Annotated in this window: 18 protein-coding genes; 5 read left to right on the forward strand and 13 right to left on the reverse strand. The window is 33.8% G+C overall.

Going from position 1 to position 23,667, the window contains the following annotated elements:
* Positions 1-36 precede the first annotated feature (36 nt).
* Entirely contained in the window at positions 37-1,092 is a 1,056-nt protein-coding gene (locus DFQ02_RS02510; RefSeq protein WP_116039396.1) for an endonuclease/exonuclease/phosphatase family protein, read from the forward strand.
* On the opposite strand, the gene DFQ02_RS02515 is transcribed toward DFQ02_RS02510, so the two are convergent.
* The 10 genes from DFQ02_RS02515 to uvrC form a co-directional block, all read right to left on the reverse strand.
* Complete coding sequence (locus tag DFQ02_RS02515) at positions 1,089-1,526, reverse strand: hypothetical protein (protein ID WP_116039397.1); 438 nt, start codon at positions 1,524-1,526, stop codon at positions 1,089-1,091. The two genes, DFQ02_RS02510 and DFQ02_RS02515, sit on opposite strands and share 4 nt — an antisense overlap.
* Positions 1,527-1,622: 96 nt before the next feature.
* Positions 1,623-4,175 (reverse strand): TonB-dependent receptor, encoded by a 2,553-nt coding sequence (locus tag DFQ02_RS02520; protein ID WP_116039398.1) that lies wholly within the window; start codon positions 4,173-4,175, stop codon positions 1,623-1,625.
* Positions 4,176-4,628: 453 nt separating this feature from the next.
* Complete coding sequence (gene pgi, locus DFQ02_RS02525) at positions 4,629-6,248, reverse strand: glucose-6-phosphate isomerase (protein ID WP_116039399.1); 1,620 nt, start codon at positions 6,246-6,248, stop codon at positions 4,629-4,631.
* Between the two features lie 3 nt (positions 6,249-6,251).
* Positions 6,252-7,571, reverse strand: coding sequence for a peptidoglycan DD-metalloendopeptidase family protein (locus DFQ02_RS02530; protein ID WP_116039400.1), 1,320 nt, complete (start codon positions 7,569-7,571; stop codon positions 6,252-6,254).
* Positions 7,529-8,452, reverse strand: coding sequence for a tryptophan 2,3-dioxygenase family protein (locus tag DFQ02_RS02535; protein ID WP_116039401.1), 924 nt, complete (start codon positions 8,450-8,452; stop codon positions 7,529-7,531). The genes DFQ02_RS02530 and DFQ02_RS02535 overlap by 43 nt, the downstream gene beginning before the upstream one ends.
* Positions 8,452-9,237, reverse strand: coding sequence for a DUF3108 domain-containing protein (locus tag DFQ02_RS02540; protein ID WP_116039402.1), 786 nt, complete (start codon positions 9,235-9,237; stop codon positions 8,452-8,454). The genes DFQ02_RS02535 and DFQ02_RS02540 overlap by 1 nt, the downstream gene beginning before the upstream one ends.
* A 187-nt stretch (positions 9,238-9,424) precedes the next feature.
* Positions 9,425-10,582 carry a 4-hydroxyphenylpyruvate dioxygenase gene (gene hppD / locus DFQ02_RS02545; RefSeq protein ID WP_116039403.1) on the reverse strand — a complete coding sequence of 386 codons (1,158 nt, stop codon included), beginning with the start codon at positions 10,580-10,582 and terminating at the stop codon, positions 9,425-9,427.
* 117 nt (positions 10,583-10,699) lie between these two features.
* Positions 10,700-11,854: a homogentisate 1,2-dioxygenase gene (locus tag DFQ02_RS02550; RefSeq protein ID WP_116039404.1), complete on the reverse strand. Its 1,155-nt coding sequence runs from the start codon at positions 11,852-11,854 to the stop codon at positions 10,700-10,702.
* Positions 11,855-12,074: 220 nt separating this feature from the next.
* Positions 12,075-14,243, reverse strand: coding sequence for a patatin-like phospholipase family protein (locus DFQ02_RS02555; protein ID WP_245940191.1), 2,169 nt, complete (start codon positions 14,241-14,243; stop codon positions 12,075-12,077).
* Between the two features lie 96 nt (positions 14,244-14,339).
* Complete coding sequence (gene uvrC / locus DFQ02_RS02560; RefSeq protein ID WP_116039406.1) at positions 14,340-16,130, reverse strand: excinuclease ABC subunit UvrC; 1,791 nt, start codon at positions 16,128-16,130, stop codon at positions 14,340-14,342.
* 101 nt (positions 16,131-16,231) lie between these two features.
* Between uvrC and DFQ02_RS02565 the strand changes: the two genes are divergently transcribed.
* Genes DFQ02_RS02565 through DFQ02_RS02580 form a run of 4 tightly spaced genes read left to right on the forward strand, consistent with a single transcriptional unit; the run spans position 16,232 to position 19,073 of the window.
* Positions 16,232-16,657 (forward strand): ATP-dependent zinc protease family protein, encoded by a 426-nt coding sequence (locus DFQ02_RS02565; RefSeq protein WP_116039407.1) that lies wholly within the window; start codon positions 16,232-16,234, stop codon positions 16,655-16,657.
* The gene (gene rimK, locus DFQ02_RS02570; RefSeq protein ID WP_116039408.1) at positions 16,654-17,529 is read left to right on the forward strand and encodes a 30S ribosomal protein S6--L-glutamate ligase; all 876 of its coding nucleotides are present in this window, start codon (positions 16,654-16,656) and stop codon (positions 17,527-17,529) included. Before DFQ02_RS02565 ends, rimK begins: the two co-directional genes overlap by 4 nt.
* Before the next feature lie 16 nt (positions 17,530-17,545).
* On the forward strand, positions 17,546-18,523 hold the full coding sequence (locus tag DFQ02_RS02575; RefSeq protein WP_116039672.1) for a succinylglutamate desuccinylase/aspartoacylase family protein: 978 nt from the start codon (positions 17,546-17,548) through the stop codon (positions 18,521-18,523).
* Positions 18,510-19,073 (forward strand): 5-formyltetrahydrofolate cyclo-ligase, encoded by a 564-nt coding sequence (locus tag DFQ02_RS02580; protein ID WP_116039409.1) that lies wholly within the window; start codon positions 18,510-18,512, stop codon positions 19,071-19,073. Before DFQ02_RS02575 ends, DFQ02_RS02580 begins: the two co-directional genes overlap by 14 nt.
* Here DFQ02_RS02580 and DFQ02_RS02585 read toward each other — a convergent pair.
* From DFQ02_RS02585 to ileS, 3 genes are all read right to left on the reverse strand, one after another.
* Entirely contained in the window at positions 19,070-19,702 is a 633-nt protein-coding gene (locus tag DFQ02_RS02585; protein WP_116039410.1) for a lipoprotein signal peptidase, read from the reverse strand. The two genes, DFQ02_RS02580 and DFQ02_RS02585, sit on opposite strands and share 4 nt — an antisense overlap.
* 140 nt (positions 19,703-19,842) lie before the next feature.
* Positions 19,843-20,223 (reverse strand): TraR/DksA family transcriptional regulator, encoded by a 381-nt coding sequence (locus DFQ02_RS02590; RefSeq protein ID WP_116039673.1) that lies wholly within the window; start codon positions 20,221-20,223, stop codon positions 19,843-19,845.
* A gap of 4 nt (positions 20,224-20,227) precedes the next feature.
* A complete protein-coding gene (gene ileS, locus DFQ02_RS02595; protein WP_116039411.1) occupies positions 20,228-23,632 on the reverse strand; it encodes an isoleucine--tRNA ligase in 3,405 nt (1,134 codons plus the stop codon).
* Between the last annotated feature and the right edge of the window lie 35 nt (positions 23,633-23,667).

Here is a 23,667-nt window from a genome sequence, read left to right on the forward strand (position 1 = left end):
TTACAACTATAATAACAATAACATAACTTTTCTTTAATGGGACCTTTTGCAACCTTATTACTTAGCTTATTTATACTAGGAAACTCATATATCTATTCCCAAGAAAAAAAGACATATAAAATACATACCATTGCCTTTTATAATTTGGAAAATTTGTTTGACACAGAAAACGACCCTAACAAATTTGATGAAGCTAGTCCTATGATGGAATTAAAAACAAACAAAGATCTAGTTTATAAAAAGAAAGTAAAAAATATGGCTAGAGTTATTGCAGACATTGGTAGTGAAGTAACTAATAATTCTCCAGCAATAATTGGTGTTTCGGAAATTGAGAATAGAAAAGTTTTAGAAGACCTTTTAAACGATTCATTACTGATAGATAAAAATTATGGTATTATTCATTACCACTCTCCTGATGCTCGAGGTATTGATGTAGCTCTTTTGTATCAAAAAAATATTTTTACTCCTATTTCTAAAAGTAGCCATGAATTAAAAATTTATGATGATTTAACTAAAAAGCGTGTATATACTAGAGACCAGTTGTTGGTAAGTGGAGAATTAGATGGAGATCTTATACATTTAATAGTGAGTCACTGGCCATCAAGAAGTGGTGGAGAAGCCAGAAGTAGACCAAAACGCGTTGCCGCAGCAAAACTTAGTAAGCGTTTGATTGATTCTCTTCAATCTAATAACCCCTATGCTAAAATTTTCTTGATGGGAGATTTGAACGATAATCCTACAGACGAAAGTCTAAAAAAAGTTTTAAAACCAAAAAAAAACAAAAAGAACGTTGGCTTAAAAGGTATTTATAACCCTTATGAAAAATACTTTAAAAATGGTTTAGGAACCACAGCTTACAGGGATGCTTGGAGTTTATTTGATCAAATTTTAATCACCAAACCCTTACTTGAAAAAGATTACTCGTCGTTTCAATTTTATAAAGCAGGCATTTTTAATAAGAACTACTTAATTACCAGCATGGGTCAATACAAGGGATATCCCTTTAGAAGTTTTTCAAATGGCGGGTTCACCAATGGTTATAGTGATCATTTTCCCGTATTTGTTTATGTAATTAAAGAGGTGAAAAATTAACCCAGCCATGTACTCCAAGGAATTCTAGATAAGAATAGCACTAGAGCAATAGAATAAAAAATAGCTATCTTTTTAAGTTTAGCTCCAGAAGTAAGTACTTTTTTGTGTTTAGAATAACCTATTGTAATTAAAGCAACTCCCAAAATATTGATAAAAGGATGCTCTACCAAGTATAATCTTGCTAAACTATTACCCATGACACCGCCACCTAATTCACTCCATAATTCAAACCTAGGAGACACAAAATACAGTATAATACCTATCAATAATTGAATATGAGACACTATTAGAGTAAAAAGAGATACTCTGAAATCTTTAGCACTATACTCTTTCCCTCCAAAAGATTTTATAATGGCATTAAAAGCTGCAATAATTAAAATAAAAAGCACTAAATAAGCCCAATAAGAATGTAAATTAAGTATAGTTTGATACATGATCTTGAATTTAAATGAAATCAAAAATAGTGATTTTAATCCATAAAAAAACCGCTTCTTGAAAGAAGCGGTTTATATTCTTATTTCCGAACTTGATTAGAATGAATAGCGTAAACTAACATTCCATGTTCTACCATAACCAAATCTACCATTATTAGAAACATTAACACCTTTGTAATTCTCTGATGCAATAGAAGATGCAGCTGTATTTCCACCCACAGATTCTAGGTAAACTTCATCAAAGATATTGTTGATATTCACTCTAAACTGTAATGCATTTTGGTCATTTTTACCTAACAACCACTTATATGAGGCACCTAAATCTACAGTATCATAACTTGGTAACTCTATAGGAGGACTATCGGCTGTTGCTTGCCCTTGTGAATACAAATTATTGTAAAGATTCCAGGTTCCATCTACACTAAATCTGGGTAAAAACTCATAGGAAGCAAATGCTCCAGCAGTAAATTGAGCCGCTCCTCCTACCTTAACACCGTCAAGGTCTACCTCAATATCAGGGTCGGTAATTGTACCCGTTTCATCAAAAGTCCTTTGAGTTCCATTCCCATCAAATTTCCAATCTCCAATCGCTAGAAATCCATTCACTCTAAGGTTATCCATTGGCCGCGCAAATACTTCCAACTCTATACCACTATGAACTTGCTTAACGCCTTGGGTTTGAAATAACCTAAAGGCAGAATCTCCTTGATCCTCTCCATTATCACTTAATAAAGTACGATTATCCCAAATAGTGTAATATAGGTTTAAATTAGCAGAAACCTTTTCTCCTCCCAATTGATATCCAGCCTCTAATCCTGTGATTTTTTGGTTTTCAACTTCTGGCATTATTAATTCATTCCCATTTCTATCACTTATAAATAAGTCACTATGAAAAGGTTGGCGTGAGTAATATCCGGTATTAAAGAACACCTTATGATTATTGTTTATAGTATATGATGCCCCTGCTTTTACATTAAAGCCAGGGTTATTGACTTTCTCTGATTCCTCTGAAACGCCTTCAACAGCAGCATTTAAATACTCTGTTCTAACATGAGTTTGGGTTGAGGCAGAACCTTGAAAGAAAGCAGAAAATTGGTCATTCGCATATTCTAATTGACCGAAAACACCGTAATAGTTAATATCTTCCTCATAATCATATCCAAAACGCTGGTCATGCTCGTCATTAGTATTAAATGTAACATTCCAAGGATTAATTCCTCCAAAGGTTTTTGTTAGTTCATAATCCCCTCCATTATATATACTGAATGCGCTTACGCTATCAACAGACAAAAACTCGTTAACACTTCTAAAATGGATACCATTATATAAACGAACATCACCTCCAAAGTTTAAGCTTAAATTATCATTTAGCTGTGTGTTAAAATTCGAAACAAGTCCATACCAGTTATGATTATTATTAGATCCTCTGGCATATGTAGGCACACCTCCTGATGTTCTTGTTGCAGCAAAAGTTCCTCTTCCCAAAGAACCATATAGAATGGTTGATAAAGAAGAGTTTTCACCAATTGTTAAGTCCCAACTTATATTGGCTACTGGTTTATGGTAAACATTTCTACCTCCTGGATACCTTCGGCTTTGTAATAAGTTAGGACTGTCCACTCCAGAGAAATTCCAGGAATTATACTTTCTTCCGTTTTCAAGAAATTCACTTATTCTTCCACTTCCAGCTGCTGCATGCCATTGTGGCGCACCAGTAATTAAAAAATTGAACAAGTTGTTATCATTGGGCTTATAACCCAATGATATAAAATAGGTTTGCCCTTGCCCATCTGTATCATTAACATAACCTTCTCCTTGCCAATGGCCTAACATGGCTGAAAAAGCCCAACCACTTTCCATCAATCCTGTAGAATAATAAGCTGTAGATTTTGTATAGTTATCATTTCCAACCATTTGCTGAACAAAACCTCCCTCTCTTCTATCTACCGTTTTGGTTACAATATTTACCGTACCACCAACTGATGATATTGCCAATTTAGAAGAACCTAACCCTCTTTGGACTTGAACTGCATTTGCAACATCTAATACTCCAGACCAATTAGACCAAAACATCCTGCCATCTTCTGGACTATTAATTGGCTGACCATTTAACATAAAGGCCGTATTGGTTTGATCAAACCCACGTAAAAACATTTGACCATCACCAAAACCACCGCCTTTGATATTTTGAACTGATGGTGTAGATTTCAAAACTTCAGGCAAATCCCAATTACCAGCTCGTTCTCTAATTTCATTTGCTTTAATGGTAGATACCGCAACAGGTGTTTTTCTATCTTCAGCTAAGTCGATTACACCCGTTCCAGTAATTACCACCTCCTCTAATGAATTATCCGGAGAAATAGTAATTTTACCTAGATTAGTATCGCCATTAAATGATAAAGTTACTTTTCCGTACCCTACATAAGAAACAACTATTTGTCCTGAAGTTGCTTGTGCTGTTAAGGTAAAGTTTCCGTCAAAATCTGTAGAGACACCATTTGTAGTGCCTTTTTCAACAATATTAGCACCTGGAAGTGGTGCATTTAGATCTGAATCAATCACAGTTCCTGTGATTTTACTTTGTGCAAAAATTGTTGTACTGAACAAAAACGCTACAGCCAACAATAAAAATTGAGTAGTTTTTTTCATAGTGAAGAAAAATTAATTAATTGAATTAGTCATGCAAATTTACGGATAAAAGTACATTAAATGTTAAGCATTTGTTAACAATAATTAACAATTTTTATACACATTAAAATGTTTATTGATAAAAACTCTCTGCATTTTTTCATTTTTTGTTATAAATTGTAAGTATCACACTTTTCTCTTTGTTTATGCAGTTTAGTACACTATCTTTATAAGTTAGACCTTATTTCACCCCTTAGCCTCTACTAACCCACATTAAAAAACGCTTTCTAAGTCATTTCAATTTCTGGATGATACAGATTTAAACGGTTTGGAAAATTATAAACCAGCCTCTATTCTAAATTGGATAAACAAAGCAGAAACTATCAAAACATTCAATAAGCACTCATAAAAAAAGGTTCGAATTTTAAAAATTCGAACCTAGTCTTTAAATTTGATTAAATACGTTTATGTATCTTATCTATTGCTCTTATAATGTGCCAAAAGATTACTTGTTGAAGCATCATGCGCATTGGTAACATCTCCGCCAAACTCCTTTAAAATCTTAGAAGCCAATTGCTTTCCTAGCTCAACACCAAATTGATCGTAACTGTAAATATTCCATATAACGCCTTGAACAAAAATTTTGTGCTCGTACATGGCTATTAACTTCCCTAAACTTTCTGGTGTTAACTTTTCGATAAAAATGGTATTGGTTGGTTTATTACCTTCAAAAATCTTAAAAGGAATAATAGCTTCTTTTGTCCCTTCTTCAATCACTTGAGCTTTTGTTTTCCCATTTAACAAAGCTTCGGTTTGCGCTAAAAAGTTTGAAATTAGTTTATCTTGATGATCTTGATTACCATGAAGTGATTTTGTGAACCCAATAAAATCGGCTGGAATTAATTTAGTGCCTTGATGGATTAATTGGAAAAACGCATGTTGTGAATTTGTTCCAGGTTCTCCCCAAATTAATGTCCCGGTTTGGTAATTTATAGGCTTACCATTTCTGTCAACACTTTTACCGTTGCTTTCCATAATACCCTGTTGTAAATAAGTAGCAAACTGGTTTAAGTATTGTGAGTAGGGTATAACGGCTTCACTTTCGGCATTAAAGAAATTGTTATACCAAATACTTATTAATGCCAACACAACCGGAATGTTATTAGAAAAATCTTCATTTTTGAAATGCTCATCCATTTTGTTGGCTCCTAATAATAAGTTTGCATAATTATCATAACCAACTGACAAACTAATTGAAAGCCCCACAGCACTCCACAATGAAAAACGACCACCAACCCAATCCCACATAGGAAAAATATTGTTTGGATCTATTCCAAAACTTTGAACAGCCTCTAAATTGGTTGAAACCGCCACAAAATGTTTGGCAATATCTTTTTGATTAGCTGATTGCAAAAACCAATCTTTTATAGTATTCGCATTTGATAGTGTTTCTTGTGTAGTAAACGTTTTTGAGACTACTACGAAAAGAGTCGTCTCTGGATTTAATTTTTTAATAACTTCGTTAACATGGTCGCCGTCAACATTACTAACAAAATAGGTTGTTAAATGGTTTTTATAAAATTGCAAAGCGTCTACAACCATAGCTGGCCCCAAGTCTGAACCCCCAATACCAATGTTAACTACATGTGTAAATGGTTTACCTGTATAACCTTTTCTTTCTCCATTTACTACTTGGTTGGTAAAAGCTTCTATTTTTCGTTTTACACTATGTACTTCAGGAATAATATTCACTCCATCAACATCAACTATAGCCGACTCTGGTGCTCTTAAGGCTGAATGTAATACTGCTCTTCCTTCGGTTTGATTTATTTTTTCTCCTGAAAACTGACTTTGAATAGCCTGTTTTAACTTAACATCATCTGCTAGCTCCAACAAATACTTAAAAGTTTCTTCTGTGAATCTGTTTTTTGAAAAATCTACATAAAAATCATCCCATTTAATGGTAAATTTATTAGCTCTTTCTTGATCTTCAACAAATAAATCTTTCATATGTAAACTCTTCACTTCATTAAAATGCTCCTTTAATTTTTCCCAAGCATTAGTTGTAGTAGGGTTGGTTGTTGGTAATGCCATAATTTAAAAATTCTGTGTGATGAGATTTTCATTAAAGTGTTCCTCTGGCACATCTTCATCAAATTGTATACTGTCCAGTTGAACTTTGATAGGTTTTATATATTCTAAATATCTTGCTTTTAATGAATCTGAAATGGGTTTTGCCTCGGGGAGTTTTTGCTTGAATGGATCTACCTGTTTACCATTAACCCAAAACCGATAGCAAACATGTGGACCACCTGTATTTCCAGTCATGCCAACCCATCCAATTACATCGCCTTGCTTGACAAATTGCCCTACTTTTACATTACGCTTCCTCATATGCAAATACTGAGTTTCATAAGTGGCATTATGTCTAATTTTAACATAATTACCGTTACCACCTCTGCGTTCAGATTTAGTAACCGTTCCGTTGGCGGTTGCCATAATAGGCGTGTCTATTGGAGCAGCAAAATCAGTACCTTTATGGGCTCTCACTTTGTAACCGTAAACCGCTATTCTTCTTCTTAAATTATAACGGGAAGATATCCTACTAAACTTAACGGGAGCTTTCAAAAAGGCGCGACGCAAATTTTTGGCTTCATCGTTAAAATAATCAATAATACCTTTTACAGAATCTGTTTCAAATTGAAAGGCGTAAAACGGTTCGTTATTATGTTCAAAATAAGCTGCCTTTACATCATGAATGCCGCCATAAATAGAATCGTCTATATACTTATCAGTATAAATTACCTTAAATCTATCTCCTTTTTGAAGACGTCTAAAATCAATGGTCCATGCATAAATATCATCTGCCAGTTTATTTGTTAATACAGGGCTAATTCCTTTTGCATCTAAAGTTTCAGAAATACTACTGGTAATTATTCCTGTAACGGTTTTTTCTATATAGGTGATTGGTTTTCTACTTTTAAAAGCATGTATAGAATCTTTAAAATTAATTACAATGTATTCTTCCTTATTAGGCTGATAGATAAAAGACTCTGGCAATTCTAAAGAATCTTTTGAACATAAAATTGTGTAAGGCTTCCCTTTTTGAAAAAATCTAGCAATGTTATAGGTTTCTTTCGTTTTTTCGGCTATGTGGAATATTTTAGGATACCCTATTTTATTCTGTTCTAAAATTTGCCCAAAACTTTCTCCTGACTTTACCGTATCTCGCTTTACTACATAATTATTTAAGTTGAAACCAAATTCAAAAATATCTTTGGGAGCATTGACAACAGTAATTTCTTCTTTTACACTGTCTTCTTTTTTATCTTCTTTGCATGCATTGAAAAGAAGCATTAAAAACATTAATATAATTAAATATTTGTTCCCCACGCTTCTATCTCTTTTGTTGTCCATAATTCTGGAAAAAATATTCTTTTCTGATACTTTGGATGCATATATTTAACCCACTCACTACCTCCAGTAGCCTCAGCTGTTTTACCTCCAATGTTTAAATAGTGATTAGCCGTATTATAATGAGCCATGACCCATTTAATATTCACAGTAAAATCATAGTGTCGCATTGCTTTAATCAGTGCTTTGTTTTGTTGTGCCTTTTGTGGTAAACTTTTAAATTTTGCCCAAAGATTATTTTTATAATAAAATTTGGTAAATCTAATAAACTCTTCTTTATATCGTTCTTCAAATGCTGTTAAAGTATAACTCTTTTTTCCTGTTTTGTAATCTTTACCCGCTGCTTGCCAATACAAATGCTCAAAAGCATTTTCATAAGACGAATTCCTATCAATAGTATCTCTGAATCTTTTATCTATTAGATTAATTAGTGCTGTTGAGGCAAACTCTATTTTTCTGTACTGTGCACTCTGAAATCCGCTTGCAGGTATTAAAGTTTGCCTAAACTTGTTATACTGCTCTATATTCATACCATCTTTCATAATACTAAAAGAGGATGTCAATACATCAAAATAACGACTTATACGCATTATTTTATCTGTAAAAGTCTCTGTTTCTAAATTTTCAGCTTTTGCAAGCTGTTCAATTTCGGTAAGTATCATTTTAAACAAAAGCTCTGTAACCTGATGGTAAATAATAAATACCATTTCATCAGGAAAATGAGTTCTGGGCAATTGAAGATTTAATAAGGCATCGGTCTGTATATAATCCCAATAAGAAATAGGTTTACTGTACAACAAGCCTTCCAGGTGATCTTCTAAATCTTGGTCTATGGCGTTGTATTTGTCTTTAAGTTGTTTAGTAATATTAGAATCTAAACCCATTATCGTTTAACTACTATTTGGAAGGGATGTTTTAGACCCCTAAAAGCTTCTAAATCTGCCCTTAAAGAGCCCACAGCCAAATCTGCTTTGATGCGCAAAGGTACTTTATTTTTATCTTTAGTTACCCAAACCGTTAAACTTTCTTCTTCTTTAAATACGCGTCCAGCCAAAACATATGGTCTGAATTTTAGGGTTTCTACATCACCAAAATCTGTATTAATAGTCTCCTCGCCAAGGTATTCTAACTTAAACCTGTAGCTTTCTTTATCATAATACATATCTACCAGAACTTCATCGCCAATTTTTAAAGTATCAATTATAATATTATTGCGTAAGTAATAAAACGTAGACACCATATCATGTATGTTGGGTTTTATATTTACAACGGTTTTGGTTTTATTCTTTTTATCATTTACATGGGCTTTTTTATTGATATGATCAAAATCAATTTCAAGGTTTTTAGTATACCCTCCCTCATCAATGTCTCTTATAAATTTATAGGGTATATTGGTCTTTTTATCAAAGTAACTTTCGTATCGATCTTCTACTTTAAAAAACCATTTTATCATGCCAGTTGTCCAACCTTTTCCCTTCACATGATATACTTCTTTGTTATTTAATGTAGCATGTTTGACAGCAAGTGTTGCATTACCTGCTTTTAAGAAGCCGCTGTAGCTCATTTTAAATTTAAACCACTCGCCATCCTGAAATGCTTTTTCTTCCTGAGCAAAAGACACTTGTGAGAAGCCTATTATAAGTAATAATATAAGTAGTAATTTACGCATTCTTCTTTGGGTTATGTAATTAACTTCTAGCTATACATTTTATTGTTTTAGCTTAGAAATACAATTACTATTCCAAAAATATAAAAAAACTTCGGAGTGCCTTTTCTTATAAGAAGTTCTTAACAATTATTTGTCACAAAAACTCTATTAAATGCTAGTTATAACATCATTTTAATCGAAATTTTCGCTAGAGCGTACCTCGTTTAGCTTGTTCTCTCTCAATAGACTCAAACAAAGCTTTAAAATTACCAGCCCCAAAACCTCGAGCACCCATACGTTGGATAATTTCAATGAACAACGTAGGTCTGTCTTGAACGGGTTTTGTAAATATTTGAAGTAAATAGCCTTCTTCATCGGCATCTATCATAATACCCAAGCTTTGAAGAGTCTTAATATCTTCTTTCAATTGATGATCATGAGCCAACAAACGTTCAGGAACGGCTTCATAATAAGTTTTTGGTGGTATAGATAAAAACTCTACGCCTCTAGAGCGCATGCCTTTTACTGTTGAAATAATATCATCGGTTGCAACAGCAATATGCTGTACTCCTGCACTTTCATAAAAATCTAAATATTCTTCAATTTGAGATTTTTTCTTGCCTTTGGCAGGTTCGTTTATTGGGAATTTTATACGCCCATTACCATTACTCATTACTTTACTCATTAATGCCGAGTATTCTGTATGAATTTGTTTATCATCGAACGACAAAAAGTTTTCAAAACCCATCACATCTTCATACCATTTTACCCAGGTATTCATTTGTCCCCAACCAACATTTCCAACCATGTGATCTACATATTTTAAACCAAGCGGTTCTGGGTTGTAGTCTGACTCCCACTTTTCGAATTTAGGCATAAACACTCCATTGTAATTTTTACGTTCTACAAACATGTGTATAGTTTCGCCGTAAGTATAAATTCCAGCGCGAATCACTTCACCATGTTCATCAGACTCTATAAAAGGCTCCAAATATGATTTGGCGCCTCTACTTGTTGTTTCCTTGTAAGCTTTTCTTGCATCTTCAACCCAAAGCGCAATAACTTTTACACCATCACCGTGTTTAACAATATGTTCATTTATTGGATTTTTAGAGTTTAATGGTGTGGTAAGCACTAATTTAATTTTATCTTGCTTAAGCACATAGGAAACCATGTCTTTACTTCCCGTTTCCAAACCTTTATAGGCATAAGATTGAAACCCAAATGCGGTTTTATAAAAGTGTGCCGCTTGTTTAGCATTACCCACGTAAAGTTCTATGTAGTCTGTCCCTAAAAGTGGCAAAAAATCTTGTGCGCCCTCAAATATTTTTTCTAAACCGTAGTTTACTGATTTTATGTCTTTCATATCAAAAGCCCACCCTAACCCTCCCAAAGGGAAGGAACTCTAAACTGGACGTTGGGAGTTTATTATTATGTTTTTTTAATGAACGTATTAAAAAGTCCACTTCGGGGATTTAGGGGCTTACATCCAAGATTTATGGTAACCTTCATCGGCAATTTTCATAGCTTCTTCTGTAACCATAAGTGGTTTGAATGTATCTACCATTACTGCCAACTCATTTGTTTTTACCTGCCCAATGCTACGCTCTGTAGCTCCAGGATGCGGGCCATGCGGAATACCCGCTGGATGCAGTGAGATATGTCCTGCTTCAATATCGTTGCGACTCATAAAATCGCCATCAACATAATACAGAACCTCATCAGAATCAATATTACTGTGATTATAGGGAGCTGGTATTGCCTGTGGATGATAATCATACAAACGCGGCACAAAACTGCACACTACAAAGGCATCTGTCTCAAAAGTTTGATGTACTGGCGGCGGTTGATGCACACGTCCTGTAATAGGTTCAAAATCGTGAATTGAAAAGGCGTAAGGATAGTTGTAACCATCATACCCAACAACATCAAACGGATGTGAGGCATATACCATTTCTATAATATCGCCTTGTTTTTTTACTTTAATAAGAAAATCACCGTTTTCGTTGTAAGTTTCTAATTCTTGTGGTTGCCTGATGTCGCGTTCACAAAACGGCGCATGCTCTAATAACTGTCCAAACCAATTGCGATACCTCTTAGGCGTGTAAATGGGCCGATGAGATTCAACAATGAAAAGTCGGTTATCTGCTGTATCAAAATCTATTTTATAGATGATGCCACGCGGTACCAATAGATAATCTCCGTATTTGAAATCGAGATTCCCCAACATGGTTCTTAAAGTTCCAGTTCCTTTATGAACGAAAATCAATTCATCGGCATCGGTGTTTTTATAAAAATAGTTCTGGGTTGATTGTTTTGGAGCTGCCAATACAATGGCGCAATCTTTATTTACCAAAACTGTTTTTCTGCTTTCTAAATAATCATCTTCCGGTTTTACTTGAAATCCTTTGAAGCGATACGATTTAATATTATTTTTTAAAGCAATTTTTGGTGCCACATTGAATTGCTTTCTTATTTCCTTAACCTGAGTGGGACGCTGTTCATGGTAGCTATTGGTTGACATCCCATCAAAACCAATAGTACCAAACAACTGCTCATAGTATAAACTACCATCTGGTTTTCTAAACTGCGTATGACGTTTAGGTGGAATATTTCCTAATTTATGATAAAATGGCATTTTTTTAAAATTAGATACTAGCCTGATAATATGGCTAATAGCGTTGTATTAAAGATAAGAAATTTATAAGATTCCTACGAATTAAGCAATAATAATGTTGCCTGCTTATTCAGGATTTCTCTTAATAAGATAATGTAGAAATTGCAATAAGTCTTTAAATAAAACCCTCATAACGATACAAATATCGAGAAAATTCATAAACCCTATTCTTAAGATTTAGTTAAAACCAAAACCCTAAATTAACAAATAAAACACCTTGGTTTTGTTCTGGTGAGAAGCTATATTTCGCTTGAATTGGCCCTAAAAATGTATCAATGGCATAACCAAAAGCATAGCCTCTGTAATCAGGTAGTGTAAACCATTCGCCTGAATCAAAAATATCGTCATCAACATTAGCCCAATTCCCCTCTAAAGTAAGGTGATGATTTTTAAGCACCTCAAAATCTAAACCTGCATATGCTTTCACAAAACTATTCCCAGTGATTGAAATAAAATCATAACCTAAAAAGGGAATATAATTATTTATTAAATCATTGCCAAAACCACCCAGCGCAAAATCTAAGGTTTGTGTTGACTTATCGCCTAATTTAAAACCACCGCTCGTTTGTAAATTAATTGCTAGTTTGTCAGATATTGTAAAAGCGTAACCCATATTAGCTTTTGCCAATGTAAATGGCTCAAAATCAGTATTAAAATGAGATGCATAAACATAGGTGTGAATGTCACCATTAAAAAGAATTCCTTTTTTAGGGAAATATTTATCATCATAGGTGTCTAAATTTAGCCATCCAAAAACGCTTAAATAATCTGTATTTTCAAAAATGAAATCCTCATTTTCGTTATTGGTTGCCAAGGTTTCTGATGAAATTTCTAATCGCTTGTGTTCTGCACCAATACTTAAGGCAAAATCTTTTCTAAATAAGGTTTGTAAATAAAACTGATTGGTTTGGTCTTGTAATTCAACTTCAATTTTATTTAAACCTGTGGCATTTATTTCAGCATCATCCAATAGCAATTCGGCATTTATATTTTTGTAGAAATTATTAAATCTAGATCGTAGCCCCACACTCCAATAAAAACCCTTATCAATTAAATACTCAAAATCATAACGCACATTATCTCCCAGAACCACATCTAAAGAAGCCATATCACTATCAAACAACAATCGTTTTTTTGTAATGTTAACTAAAAGACCACTTTTGTATAAATCGTCGTAATGCACACCAAATTTTAAAAATGTAGTTGTTTCGGCTTCTTTTAAATTAGCATAAAAATCAAACCCTTCTTTATTTTTTGAAGTCTTTAATTCATATTCAAATGAATCAAAATTATTAGTAGCTACTAAGCTATTGATTCCTTCCATTAGCTTATTATAAGCTATTTTTTCGCCACTCTTAAATTTTAATTTACCTAAAACGTAAGCTCTTGTGTACTTTTCTAGGCCTTTTACTAAAATTTGATTGATAGTAACACTATCCTGCTGGTAAGGAGTTAATTTAAGGTTAGAGTTACTAGATTTTTTTGGTAGCATATGTAATTCTTCAACTTTTTCTAAACCAGCTATTTCACCTAAATCTACAATTGTGTTTGCATCATTAAAAGATACTACCGTGTAATCTTTTATATCTGGCTTTATGTAAATATCCGTCTTTTTGGACTTCACCTCCATATCCTTAATGGTTCTGAAGTTGTTAATTTGAAGCAATACATCAGGAGCCGAAGTTAATTCATCTCTATTCATTAGTCCGTCTTGCACATCAACCCCAATAATAATTTTCATGCCCTTAGCTCTTAGTTCATCTATTGGGTAATTATTAACTACGCCGCCGTCAATAAGTACTTGATTATTTAGCATTACAGGTTGAAACAAGGAGGGCAATGCCCCACTAGCCATAATACTTTGAGTAAGATTGCCTTTTTCTAAAATGACTTGTTTACCAGTTTCCATATTGGTTGCTACACAAAAAAACGGAATAGGTAGCTCACTAAAATTTTCTATTTCATTAACATGAAGTAATAATTTAAGTAAATAACTATACGCATTTTGACCTTTTGAAAGGGCTGAAGGTAATGTTAATTTAAAATCATCAAAAGGTAATTTTAAAGCATATTTCTCGTCATTATTTCGTTCGAAAAAACCTTTTGAGGCTCGAGGTAAATTATCGATGATGATGTTGTCAAAATCAGCATTCCTGAAAATTGAATCTAACTGCTTTCCTGAATAACCTGAGGCATATAATGCCCCAACAATAGCACCCATACTAGTTCCTGCAACATAATCTACTTTTATGCCTAAACTGTCAATTACTTTGAGTGTACCAATATGCGCCAATCCTTTAGCGCCACCACCACTTAAAACCAAACCCACTTTTGGGTTTTTAATTTGCAATGAATCATTTTGCGCTTTCGCGGAAATGAAGACAAAAAGAATTAGGAGTGATATGATAACTGATTTTTTCAAATTTTAAAATCTTGAAAAATTGTTTTATTCATGATAATAATTATAAACTTTTTCAGCTCTAGAATTTCCTATAACCGCTTCCAATTCATCTAATTTGGCATTGGCAACTCGTTTAGCCGATTTAAAATGTTTCAATAGCTCCACAACCGTTCTTTCTCCAATGCCTGGTATGGTCTCCAATTCTGTATTTAGCGCACTTTTACTACGTTTATTCCTGTGATGTTCTATCCCAAAACGATGTGCCTCATTACGTAATTGCTGAATGATTTTTAAGGTTTCGCTTTTCTTATCTAAATATAAGGGAATTGGATCATTTGGATAGTATAATTCTTCTAAACGTTTTGCAATACCTACAATAGCTACTTTACCACGTAAACCTAATAGGTCTAAGCTTTTTAGCGCCGATGATAATTGGCCTTTACCACCATCAATTATTATGAGCTGTGGTAATGGCTGGTCTTCATCTAATAAACGTTTATAACGCCTTAAAACCACTTCTTCCATAGATGCAAAATCATCGGGACCTTCTACCGTTTTGATATTAAAATGGCGGTAATCTTTTTTACTTGGCTTGCCATTTTTAAAAACAACACAAGCCGCTACTGGATTTGTTCCTTGAATGTTTGAATTATCAAAACATTCAATATGTCTTGGTTCTTCATTCAGTCTTAAATCGGCTTTCATTTGTGCCATGATACGGTTAGCATGTCTATCTGGATCTACAATCTTGTCTTGCTTAAAACGCTCCATTCTGTAATACTTCGCATTACGAAGTGACAAATCCAAAATATGCTTTTTATCACCTAGTTTAGGAATGGTTACCTTAATATGGCCTCCTAAATCAACCTTAAAAGGCACATAAACTTCTTTAGATTTAGAATGAAACCTTTGCCTTATTTCGGTAATTGCTAATTCTAGTAATTCTTTATCGGTTTCATCCAATTTCTTTTTAATTTCTAGGGTATGCGACCTAATGATTGCCCCATATGATAATTGTAAAAAATTTACATAACCGTAGGTTTCATCGCTCATAATAGAAAACACGTCTACATTACTGATTTTGGGATTTACAATAGTTGACCGCGCTTGGTAGTTTTCTAAAACTTCAATTTTCTCCTTAATTTTTTGTGCTTCTTCAAACATCATGTCCTGAGCATATTGGTTCATTTGCTTTTTAAACTGATGTAAAGAGTCCTTAAAATTTCCTTTTAAAATTTGACGAATGGCCTTAATATTTTCATTGTAGGCCGCTTCTGTTTCTTTGCCTTCACAAGCACCTTTACAATTTCCTAGATGATACTCTAAACAAACTTTGTATTTACCTGCATCAATTTTTGATTTGGTTAAATCATAATTACAAGTTCGTAATGGATACAACCCTTTTATTAAGTCTAGCAAGGTATGTAACGTTTTTCCACTGGTATATGGACCAAAATACTCACCACCTCCTTTAAAAATGCGTCTGGTAGAAAACACTCTAGGAAAACGTTCATTTTTTACACAAATCCACGGATAGGATTTATCATCTTTCAACATCACATTATAACGTGGTTGATGTTTTTTAATAAGATTGTTTTCTAGCAGCAAAGCATCGGTTTCGGTTTCAACCACAATGTGTTTTATTCTAGCTATCTTCTTTACTAGTACTCTGGTTTTACCGTTATCATGCGTTTTTGTAAAATAAGAATTAACCCTTTTTTTTAAGTTTTTGGCTTTACCAACATAAATAATGGCTCCTTCTTTATCAAAGTATTGATAAACTCCAGGTTGGTTGGGTAAGGTTTTTAACTGTATCTCTAAAGTAGGTACATCCATTATCTCAAAGGTAATTATTAAATATCTTATGATTATTTTTTGGTTAACTAAATATTTGTATTTACTAATTTACTACATTACGCCACTTTCTAAAAAAACTAATGAGCAAAACAATTATTGGTAGAATAGATAAGGTAGATTTTCCAAAATTAGAACTCTACAATATTGATGTTAAAATAGATACAGGAGCTTATACTTCTGCAATACACTGTTCTGAAATTATTGAAATTGATAAAACATTACTTTGTATTTTCAATAGTAACGTACATCAAAACTTTGGCAAAACAGAGATGATTTTTGATTCATATTCCTTAACCAATGTTAAAAGCAGCAACGGCTATAAGGTAAACAGATACAAAGTAAAATCAGAAGTTATATTTTTTGGAAAAACGTATAAGATTAACTTAACTTTAAGCACTAGAGACGACATGAAATTTCCAGTGTTAATTGGCAGGCAATTTTTAAGCAAAAAGTTTATAGTTGACGTAGATTTAGAAAACGTTTCGTATTACAAAAAAACACCATGAACATAGTTATTCTTTCAAGAAACGAACACCTTTATTCTACCGGAAGACTTATTGAAGAAGGCGAAAATAGAGGGCATCAAGTTGAAGTCATTGATCCCCTAAAATGCGACCTTATTATTGAAAAGGAAAAACCCACCATTTATTACAAAGACCGCTATTTAGATTATGTTGATGCTATTATTCCAAGAATAGGAACATCAGTTACGTTTTTTGGTTGTGCCGTAGTACGCCAATTTGAAATGATGAATGTGTTTACTTCGGTTACTTCTGATGCCATTATAAGATCAAGAGATAAATTACGTAGTTTCCAACGTTTGTCTAAAGCTGGTATTGGTATGCCAAAAACAGTCTTCACTAACTACTCCCGTGATATTGTAAAAGTATTAGACCATGTTGGAGGCGCTCCTGTAATTATTAAACTATTGGAAGGTACTCAAGGTTTAGGTGTGGTTTTAGCCGAAACTAAAAATGCCGCCGAATCTGTTCTGGAGGCTTTTAATGGCTTACAAGCAAGAGCACTGGTGCAAGAATATATTGCCGAAGCTAAAGGTGCCGATTTAAGAGCTTTAGTAGTTGACGGACATGTGGTTGGTGCTATGAAACGTCAAGGAAAAGAAGGTGAATTTCGCTCTAACCTACATAGAGGTGGCAGCGCAGAAATCATTAAACTTAATGAGGCTGAAATAAAGGTAGCCATGAATGCTGCAAGAGCATTAAAACTACCGGTTTGTGGTGTAGATATGTTGCAATCTGCCAGAGGGCCTTTACTTTTGGAAGTAAATTCAACACCTGGTTTAGAGGGCATAGAAAAGGCTACGGGAAGAAATATAGCTAGAAGCATTATAACTTATATTGAAAGAAACAGACGCTAATTATTTTAAAACCAATATGGGTACTGAAAAACAAGTCTTAACTATTCTTAAAGAAACTATTGCTCCCGGAGAAAGTAAAGAAGTAAACTTTGATGTAGCCAACCTTCATACCTCAACTTCTGTAAATGTACCTGTAATTATTGAGCGTTCTAAAAAGCCAGGCCCAACAGTTTTATTTACTGCCGGTATTCATGGTGATGAAGTTAATGGTGTAGAAATTGTAAGACAGCTCATTGCTAAGGGTATCAATAAACCTAAACGGGGCACCATTATTTGTATACCTGTTATCAATATTTTTGGATTCATTAATTTGAGAAGAGAATTTCCTGATGGCAGGGATTTAAACCGTGTGTTCCCTGGTAGCCTAAAGGGTTCTTTAGCCAGTAGAGTAGCTTATAAATTAGTAAATGAAGTGATTCCTCACGTAGATTACATCATTGATTTCCACACCGGTGGCTCAGGGCGTTTTAATGCTCCTCAAATACGTATTATTGATGGTGATATTGAACTCAAACAACTGGCTAAAATTTTTGGCGCTCCATTTGTTCTTTATTCCAAAAACCTGAATAAATCGTTTAGAAACACCTGCTATAAACTTAATAAACCTCTCATACTTTTTGAAGGTGGTAAGTCTTTTCATATTGATAATACAGTAACAAATTCTGGAGTAAACGGCTCTAAACGGATACTAAAGCATTTGGATATGCTTAATCCAAAGTTTAAAGCTTCTATACCACAAAAAGAATGCGTTTTTATTAAAGACAGCAAATGGGTACGAGCTAAATTATCTGGGATGTTTAAAGCACAGATTAAAATAAACTCAAAAGTTCAAAAAGGGGATTTATTAGGGAACATTACAGACCCTTATGGCAAACTCAATTACTTTGTAAAGGCCCAAAATTCTGGTTTTATCATTAATGTAAACGAATCACCCATTGTATATCAAGGCGATGCACTTTTTCATATAAGCACCAAACTAAATGACAAAAGCTGAACTACGTAAAAAATATAAGGCTTTACGCAATAATTTATCATTAAATGATGTAGATGAAAGGAGTATGCTTATTGCAAATCAGCTCTTAAAACTTCCCATTTGGGATTATTCTTTTTATCATATTTTCTTATCTATAGAAGAACAAAAAGAAGTAAATACAGAATATATTTTAAGTATCCTGTCTGGAAAAGACAAAAATATAGTGGTTTCTAAAAGTGATTTTGAAAATAGGCAAATGACACACTTTTTATTAACAGACAATACTAAAATTAAAAAGAATCATTATAACATTCCAGAGCCTATTGATGGAATTGAGATTTCAAACCAAAACATAGACGCGGTGTTTATACCTCTTTTGGCTTTCGATAAACGAGGTAACCGTGTTGGTTATGGCAAAGGTTTTTATGATTTATTTTTGGCTAACTGCAAACCTAAAACTATTAAAATAGGATTATCCTTTTTTGATGCCGAAGAAGTAATAACCGATATTTTTGAAGGCGATATTAAACTCAATTATTGTGTGACACCAAAGCAAGTCCACACATTTTAGGCTTCTATATCTTTCTTTGAAAACGCCCTTTTATTAAACACAATGAGCATTATAAAACCCGTGCTTATGGCAACGTCGGCTATATTAAAAATGGGTTCAAAAAAATTAAATCGTTTGCCTCCGTAAAAGGGAACCCAATTAGGTAAATCTATTTCAATTAATGGAAAGTATAGCATATCTACTACCTTACCATGTAGTAAACTATCATAACCACCAGTACCTGGCATAAAAACAGCCATTTGCCCATAGCTATCGCTAAAAAGAATTCCATAAAAAACAGAATCTATAATATTACCAAGAGCACCAGCAAAAATAAAGGCAATGGCTAAAATAAGTACTTTTGGTTTATGCTTTTTAGTAACATCATAAAGCCAATAACCAATTCCGCAAATGGCTACCATTCTAAAAACTGTTAAACATACTTTGGCAGTTCTTTCATTCATAAAAGGAATAAAATCACTAATTTTTGTACCCCATGCCATCCCGTCATTTTCAATAAAGAAAATTTTAAACCAACTAAAAACCTCAACGGTTTCCTGAAGTTCAAAATGCGTTTTAATGTATATTTTGCTTATTTGGTCAATTAGCAAAATAACAATAATTAGTATGATAGATTTTTTTAATGACATGACTTAATATACTACCTTAAAAATGTTCCTAACCTCAATAACCATTCAAACCAGAATTTTAAGGCACAAAAAAAGCGTCTTTCATTAAAAAATGATGACGCTTCTGTATTATTCATGAGCCCTCTTTTCAAAGAGATTAACTATTTCTGCATGTTTTTGGCTTCAATACTTAAGGTAGCATGAGGCACTAATTCTAAACGCTTTTTATTAATTAACTTACCAGTAACTCTGCAAATACCATAAGTTTTGTTTTCTATTCTAATTAAAGCATTCTTAAGATCGCGAATAAATTTTTCTTGACGGATAGCTAACTGAGAATTAGACTCTTTACTCATTACTTCACTACCCTCGTCAAACGCTTTAAAGGTAGGCGATGTATCATCTGTACCGTTATTATGATCATTCATATAGGCACTTTTTATGAGTTCTAAATCATGTTGCGCCTTGTCAATTTTTTCTTGAATCAACTTTTTAAATTCTGCTAACTCTGCATCTGAATATCTTGCACTTGTTGCTCCCATAGTTTTAATGTTTTTGGATAAACAACTTCGTATTAATATCATCAAAAGCAATATCTATACCGTTGTCTAAATTCTCAATTATTTCAAGTCCTTCTGCTAACGTTTCCGTTTTAATATATGCCATATTTGAATCTATAGCATTTACTATATTCTCGTCTTTTTGAAGTTTAACATCAATTCTGTCTGTAACTTCAAACCCTGAATCCTTACGTAAATTTTGAATACGGTTGATAAGTTCTCTCGCAATTCCTTCACTTCGCAAATCCTCAGAAATGGTAACATCTAGGGCGACTGTTAATGTACCTTCATTGGCAACTAACCAGCCTTCTATGTCTTGCGATGTAATTTCGACATCTGCAAGCCCTAAAGTAATATTTTTTCCGTTAATGTCAACCTCAATTTCACCAGTTTGTTCAATTTTTTTAATATCCTCTACATTAAACTGTCTAACGGCATTAGCGATGAGCTTCATATCTTTTCCAAATCTTGGACCCAATGCCTTAAAATTAGGTTTTATTTGTTTTACTAAAATATCTGAGGCATCTTCTATAAGCTCAACTTCCTTAACGTTTACTTCGTGCTTTATCAAATCAGACACCGCTAAAATCTCTTCCTTTTGTTGTTTCCCATCAATAGGAATCATTATTTTTTGAAGCGGTTGACGCACCTTTATCTTTTCCTTTGCTCTTAACGATAATACTAAAGATGATATGGTTTGTGCACTTTCCATTTTACGTTCTAAAGCCTTATCTACATAACTTTCATCATAAACCGGAAAGTTAGCCAAATGCACACTTTCAAAAGGTTCTTTTTTAGTAACCGAATTTAAATCTTGATATAGTTTATCCATGTAAAATGGTGCAATTGGCGCCCCCAATTTCGCAATGTTAACCATACAAGTGTATAAGGTTTGGTATGCCGAAATTTTATCGGCTTGATAATCACCTTTCCAAAAACGCCTTCTACTTAAGCGTACAAACCAGTTACTCAAATAATCTTGTGTAAAATCTGATATAGATCTAGCTGCTTTTGTAGGTTCGTAATCGGCATAATAGTCATCTACTTTCTTAATAAGCGTGTGTAATTCTGAAAGTATCCAACGGTCTAACTCAGGCCTCTCTTCTAATGGTATATCGGTTTCAGCATAACTAAATTTATCTAAATTAGTATATAGACTAAAGAAAGAGTATGTATTATAAAGTGTTCCAAAGAATTTTCGTTTTACTTCCTCAACGCCTTCTATATCGAATTTCAGGTTATCCCAAGGGTTAGCATTAGAGATCATATACCAGCGAGTAGCATCGGCTCCATAATTCCCTAAAGTTTCAAATGGGTCAACAGCATTTCCTAAGCGTTTAGACATTTTTTGTCCGCTCTTATCAAGAACTAATCCATTAGATACCACGTTTTTGTAAGCTACAGAGTCAAAAACCATAGTACCAATAGCATGCAAAGTGTAGAACCACCCACGGGTTTGATCAACCCCTTCTGCTATAAAATTGGCTGGATATGTTGTACCCTCGTCAATTAAATCTGAATTTTCAAATGGATAGTGCCATTGTGCATAGGGCATAGAGCCAGAATCGAACCAAACATCAATTAAATCACTCTCACGTTTCATTGGTTTTCCTGACGGTGACACTAAAGTAATTTGATCTACAATATTTTTATGCAAATCAATTTTGGCATAATTTTCATCACTCATGTTGCCAACCTGAAAGTCCACAAAAATATCAGCTTTTAAAACACCTGCTTTTATGGCTTTTTGCATTTCAGCTTTTAATTCTTCAACAGAACCAATACATAATGCTTCTTTACCATCTTCAGTTCTCCAAATTGGCAATGGAATACCCCAATAACGGGAACGTGATAAGTTCCAATCGTTAGCATTGGCCAACCAGTTTCCAAAGCGTCCTGTTCCTGTAGCTTTTGGTTTCCAGTTTATAGTTTCATTTAGTTCAAACATTCTGTCTTTAACATCTGTAACTTTTATAAACCAAGAATCTAGTGGGTAGTAAAGTATGGGTTTATCGGTACGCCAACAGTTTGGGTAACTGTGTTTATATTTTTCAACCTTAAAGGCTTTATTTTCTTCTTTTAGTTTGATAGCAATTTCAACATCCACAGAACGTTCCGGAGCCTCATTTTCCTCATAGTATTCGTTTTTCACATACTTACCTGCTAACTCCTTCATTTCAGGACGGAAACGCCCTTGTAAATCGACTAACGGCACTAGGTTACCATTTTCATCTTTTACCAACATAGGTGGTACTTCGGGAATCGCTTGTTTAGCAACCAAGGCATCATCAGCTCCAAACGTAGGTGCTGTATGCACAATACCCGTACCGTCTTCAGTAGTAACGAAATCACCCGAAATAACTCTAAAAGCATTTTCAGGATTGTCGTTTGGCAAGGTATATGGTAATAATTGCTCGTATTTAATACCGACTAAATCGGAGCCTTTACATTCTGAAATTATGCGATACGGTATTTTTTTATCAGAAGATTTAAATGAAGTTATTTCATCTGCACTATCAACTTGATAAAACTTACCCACAAATTGTTTAGCTACTAATGGTTTTCCCAAAATTACTTTTACAGACTCATAAGTGTACTGGTTAAATGTTTCAACCAACACATAATCTATTTTGGGACCTACAGTAAGCGCCGTATTACTTGGCAGTGTCCAAGGTGTGGTGGTCCATGCTAGAAAATGAATGTCGCCTTCATTTTGTAAAAAGTTTGGTAACGAATCTGTATTTGCTTTAAACTGGGCAACAACTGTAGTGTCTGTAACATCTTGATACGTGCCTGGTTGATTTAACTCGTGTGAACTTAAACCCGTTCCTGCCTTAGGAGAATATGGCTGAATGGTGTAACCCTTGTAAAGCAAATCTTTGTTATAGATTTGTTTTAAAAGCCACCAAACGCTTTCCATATATTTGGGTTCGTAGGTGATATAAGGATCATCCATATCAACCCAATAACCCATTTTTTCAGTTAAGTTGTTCCAAACCCCAGTGTAACGCATCACCGCTTTTCTACAAGCCTTGTTATAATCTTCAACTGAAATACTTTTGCCAATATCTTCTTTGGTAATACCCAACTCTTTTTCAACACCAAGCTCAATGGGCAACCCATGTGTATCCCAGCCTGCTTTACGTTTAACTTGATAGCCTTTTTGAGTTTTATAACGACAAAAAATATCTTTAATAGCACGAGCCATAACATGATGAATACCCGGTAATCCATTAGCAGATGGAGGCCCTTCAAAAAACACAAAAGATTCTTGCCCCTCTCTGGAGGTTATACTCTTTTCAAATATGTTATTTTCTTGCCAATAGTTTAGAATTTCTTCGGCCACCTTTGGTAAGTCAAGTCCTTTATATTCAGGAAATTTGCTACTCATTTACGCTTAAATCTTATAAGGGTGCGAATTTAAGG

It is taken from the genome of Seonamhaeicola aphaedonensis, from assembly GCF_003386195.1.
Classification (GTDB): Bacteria; Bacteroidota; Bacteroidia; order Flavobacteriales; family Flavobacteriaceae; genus Seonamhaeicola; species Seonamhaeicola aphaedonensis.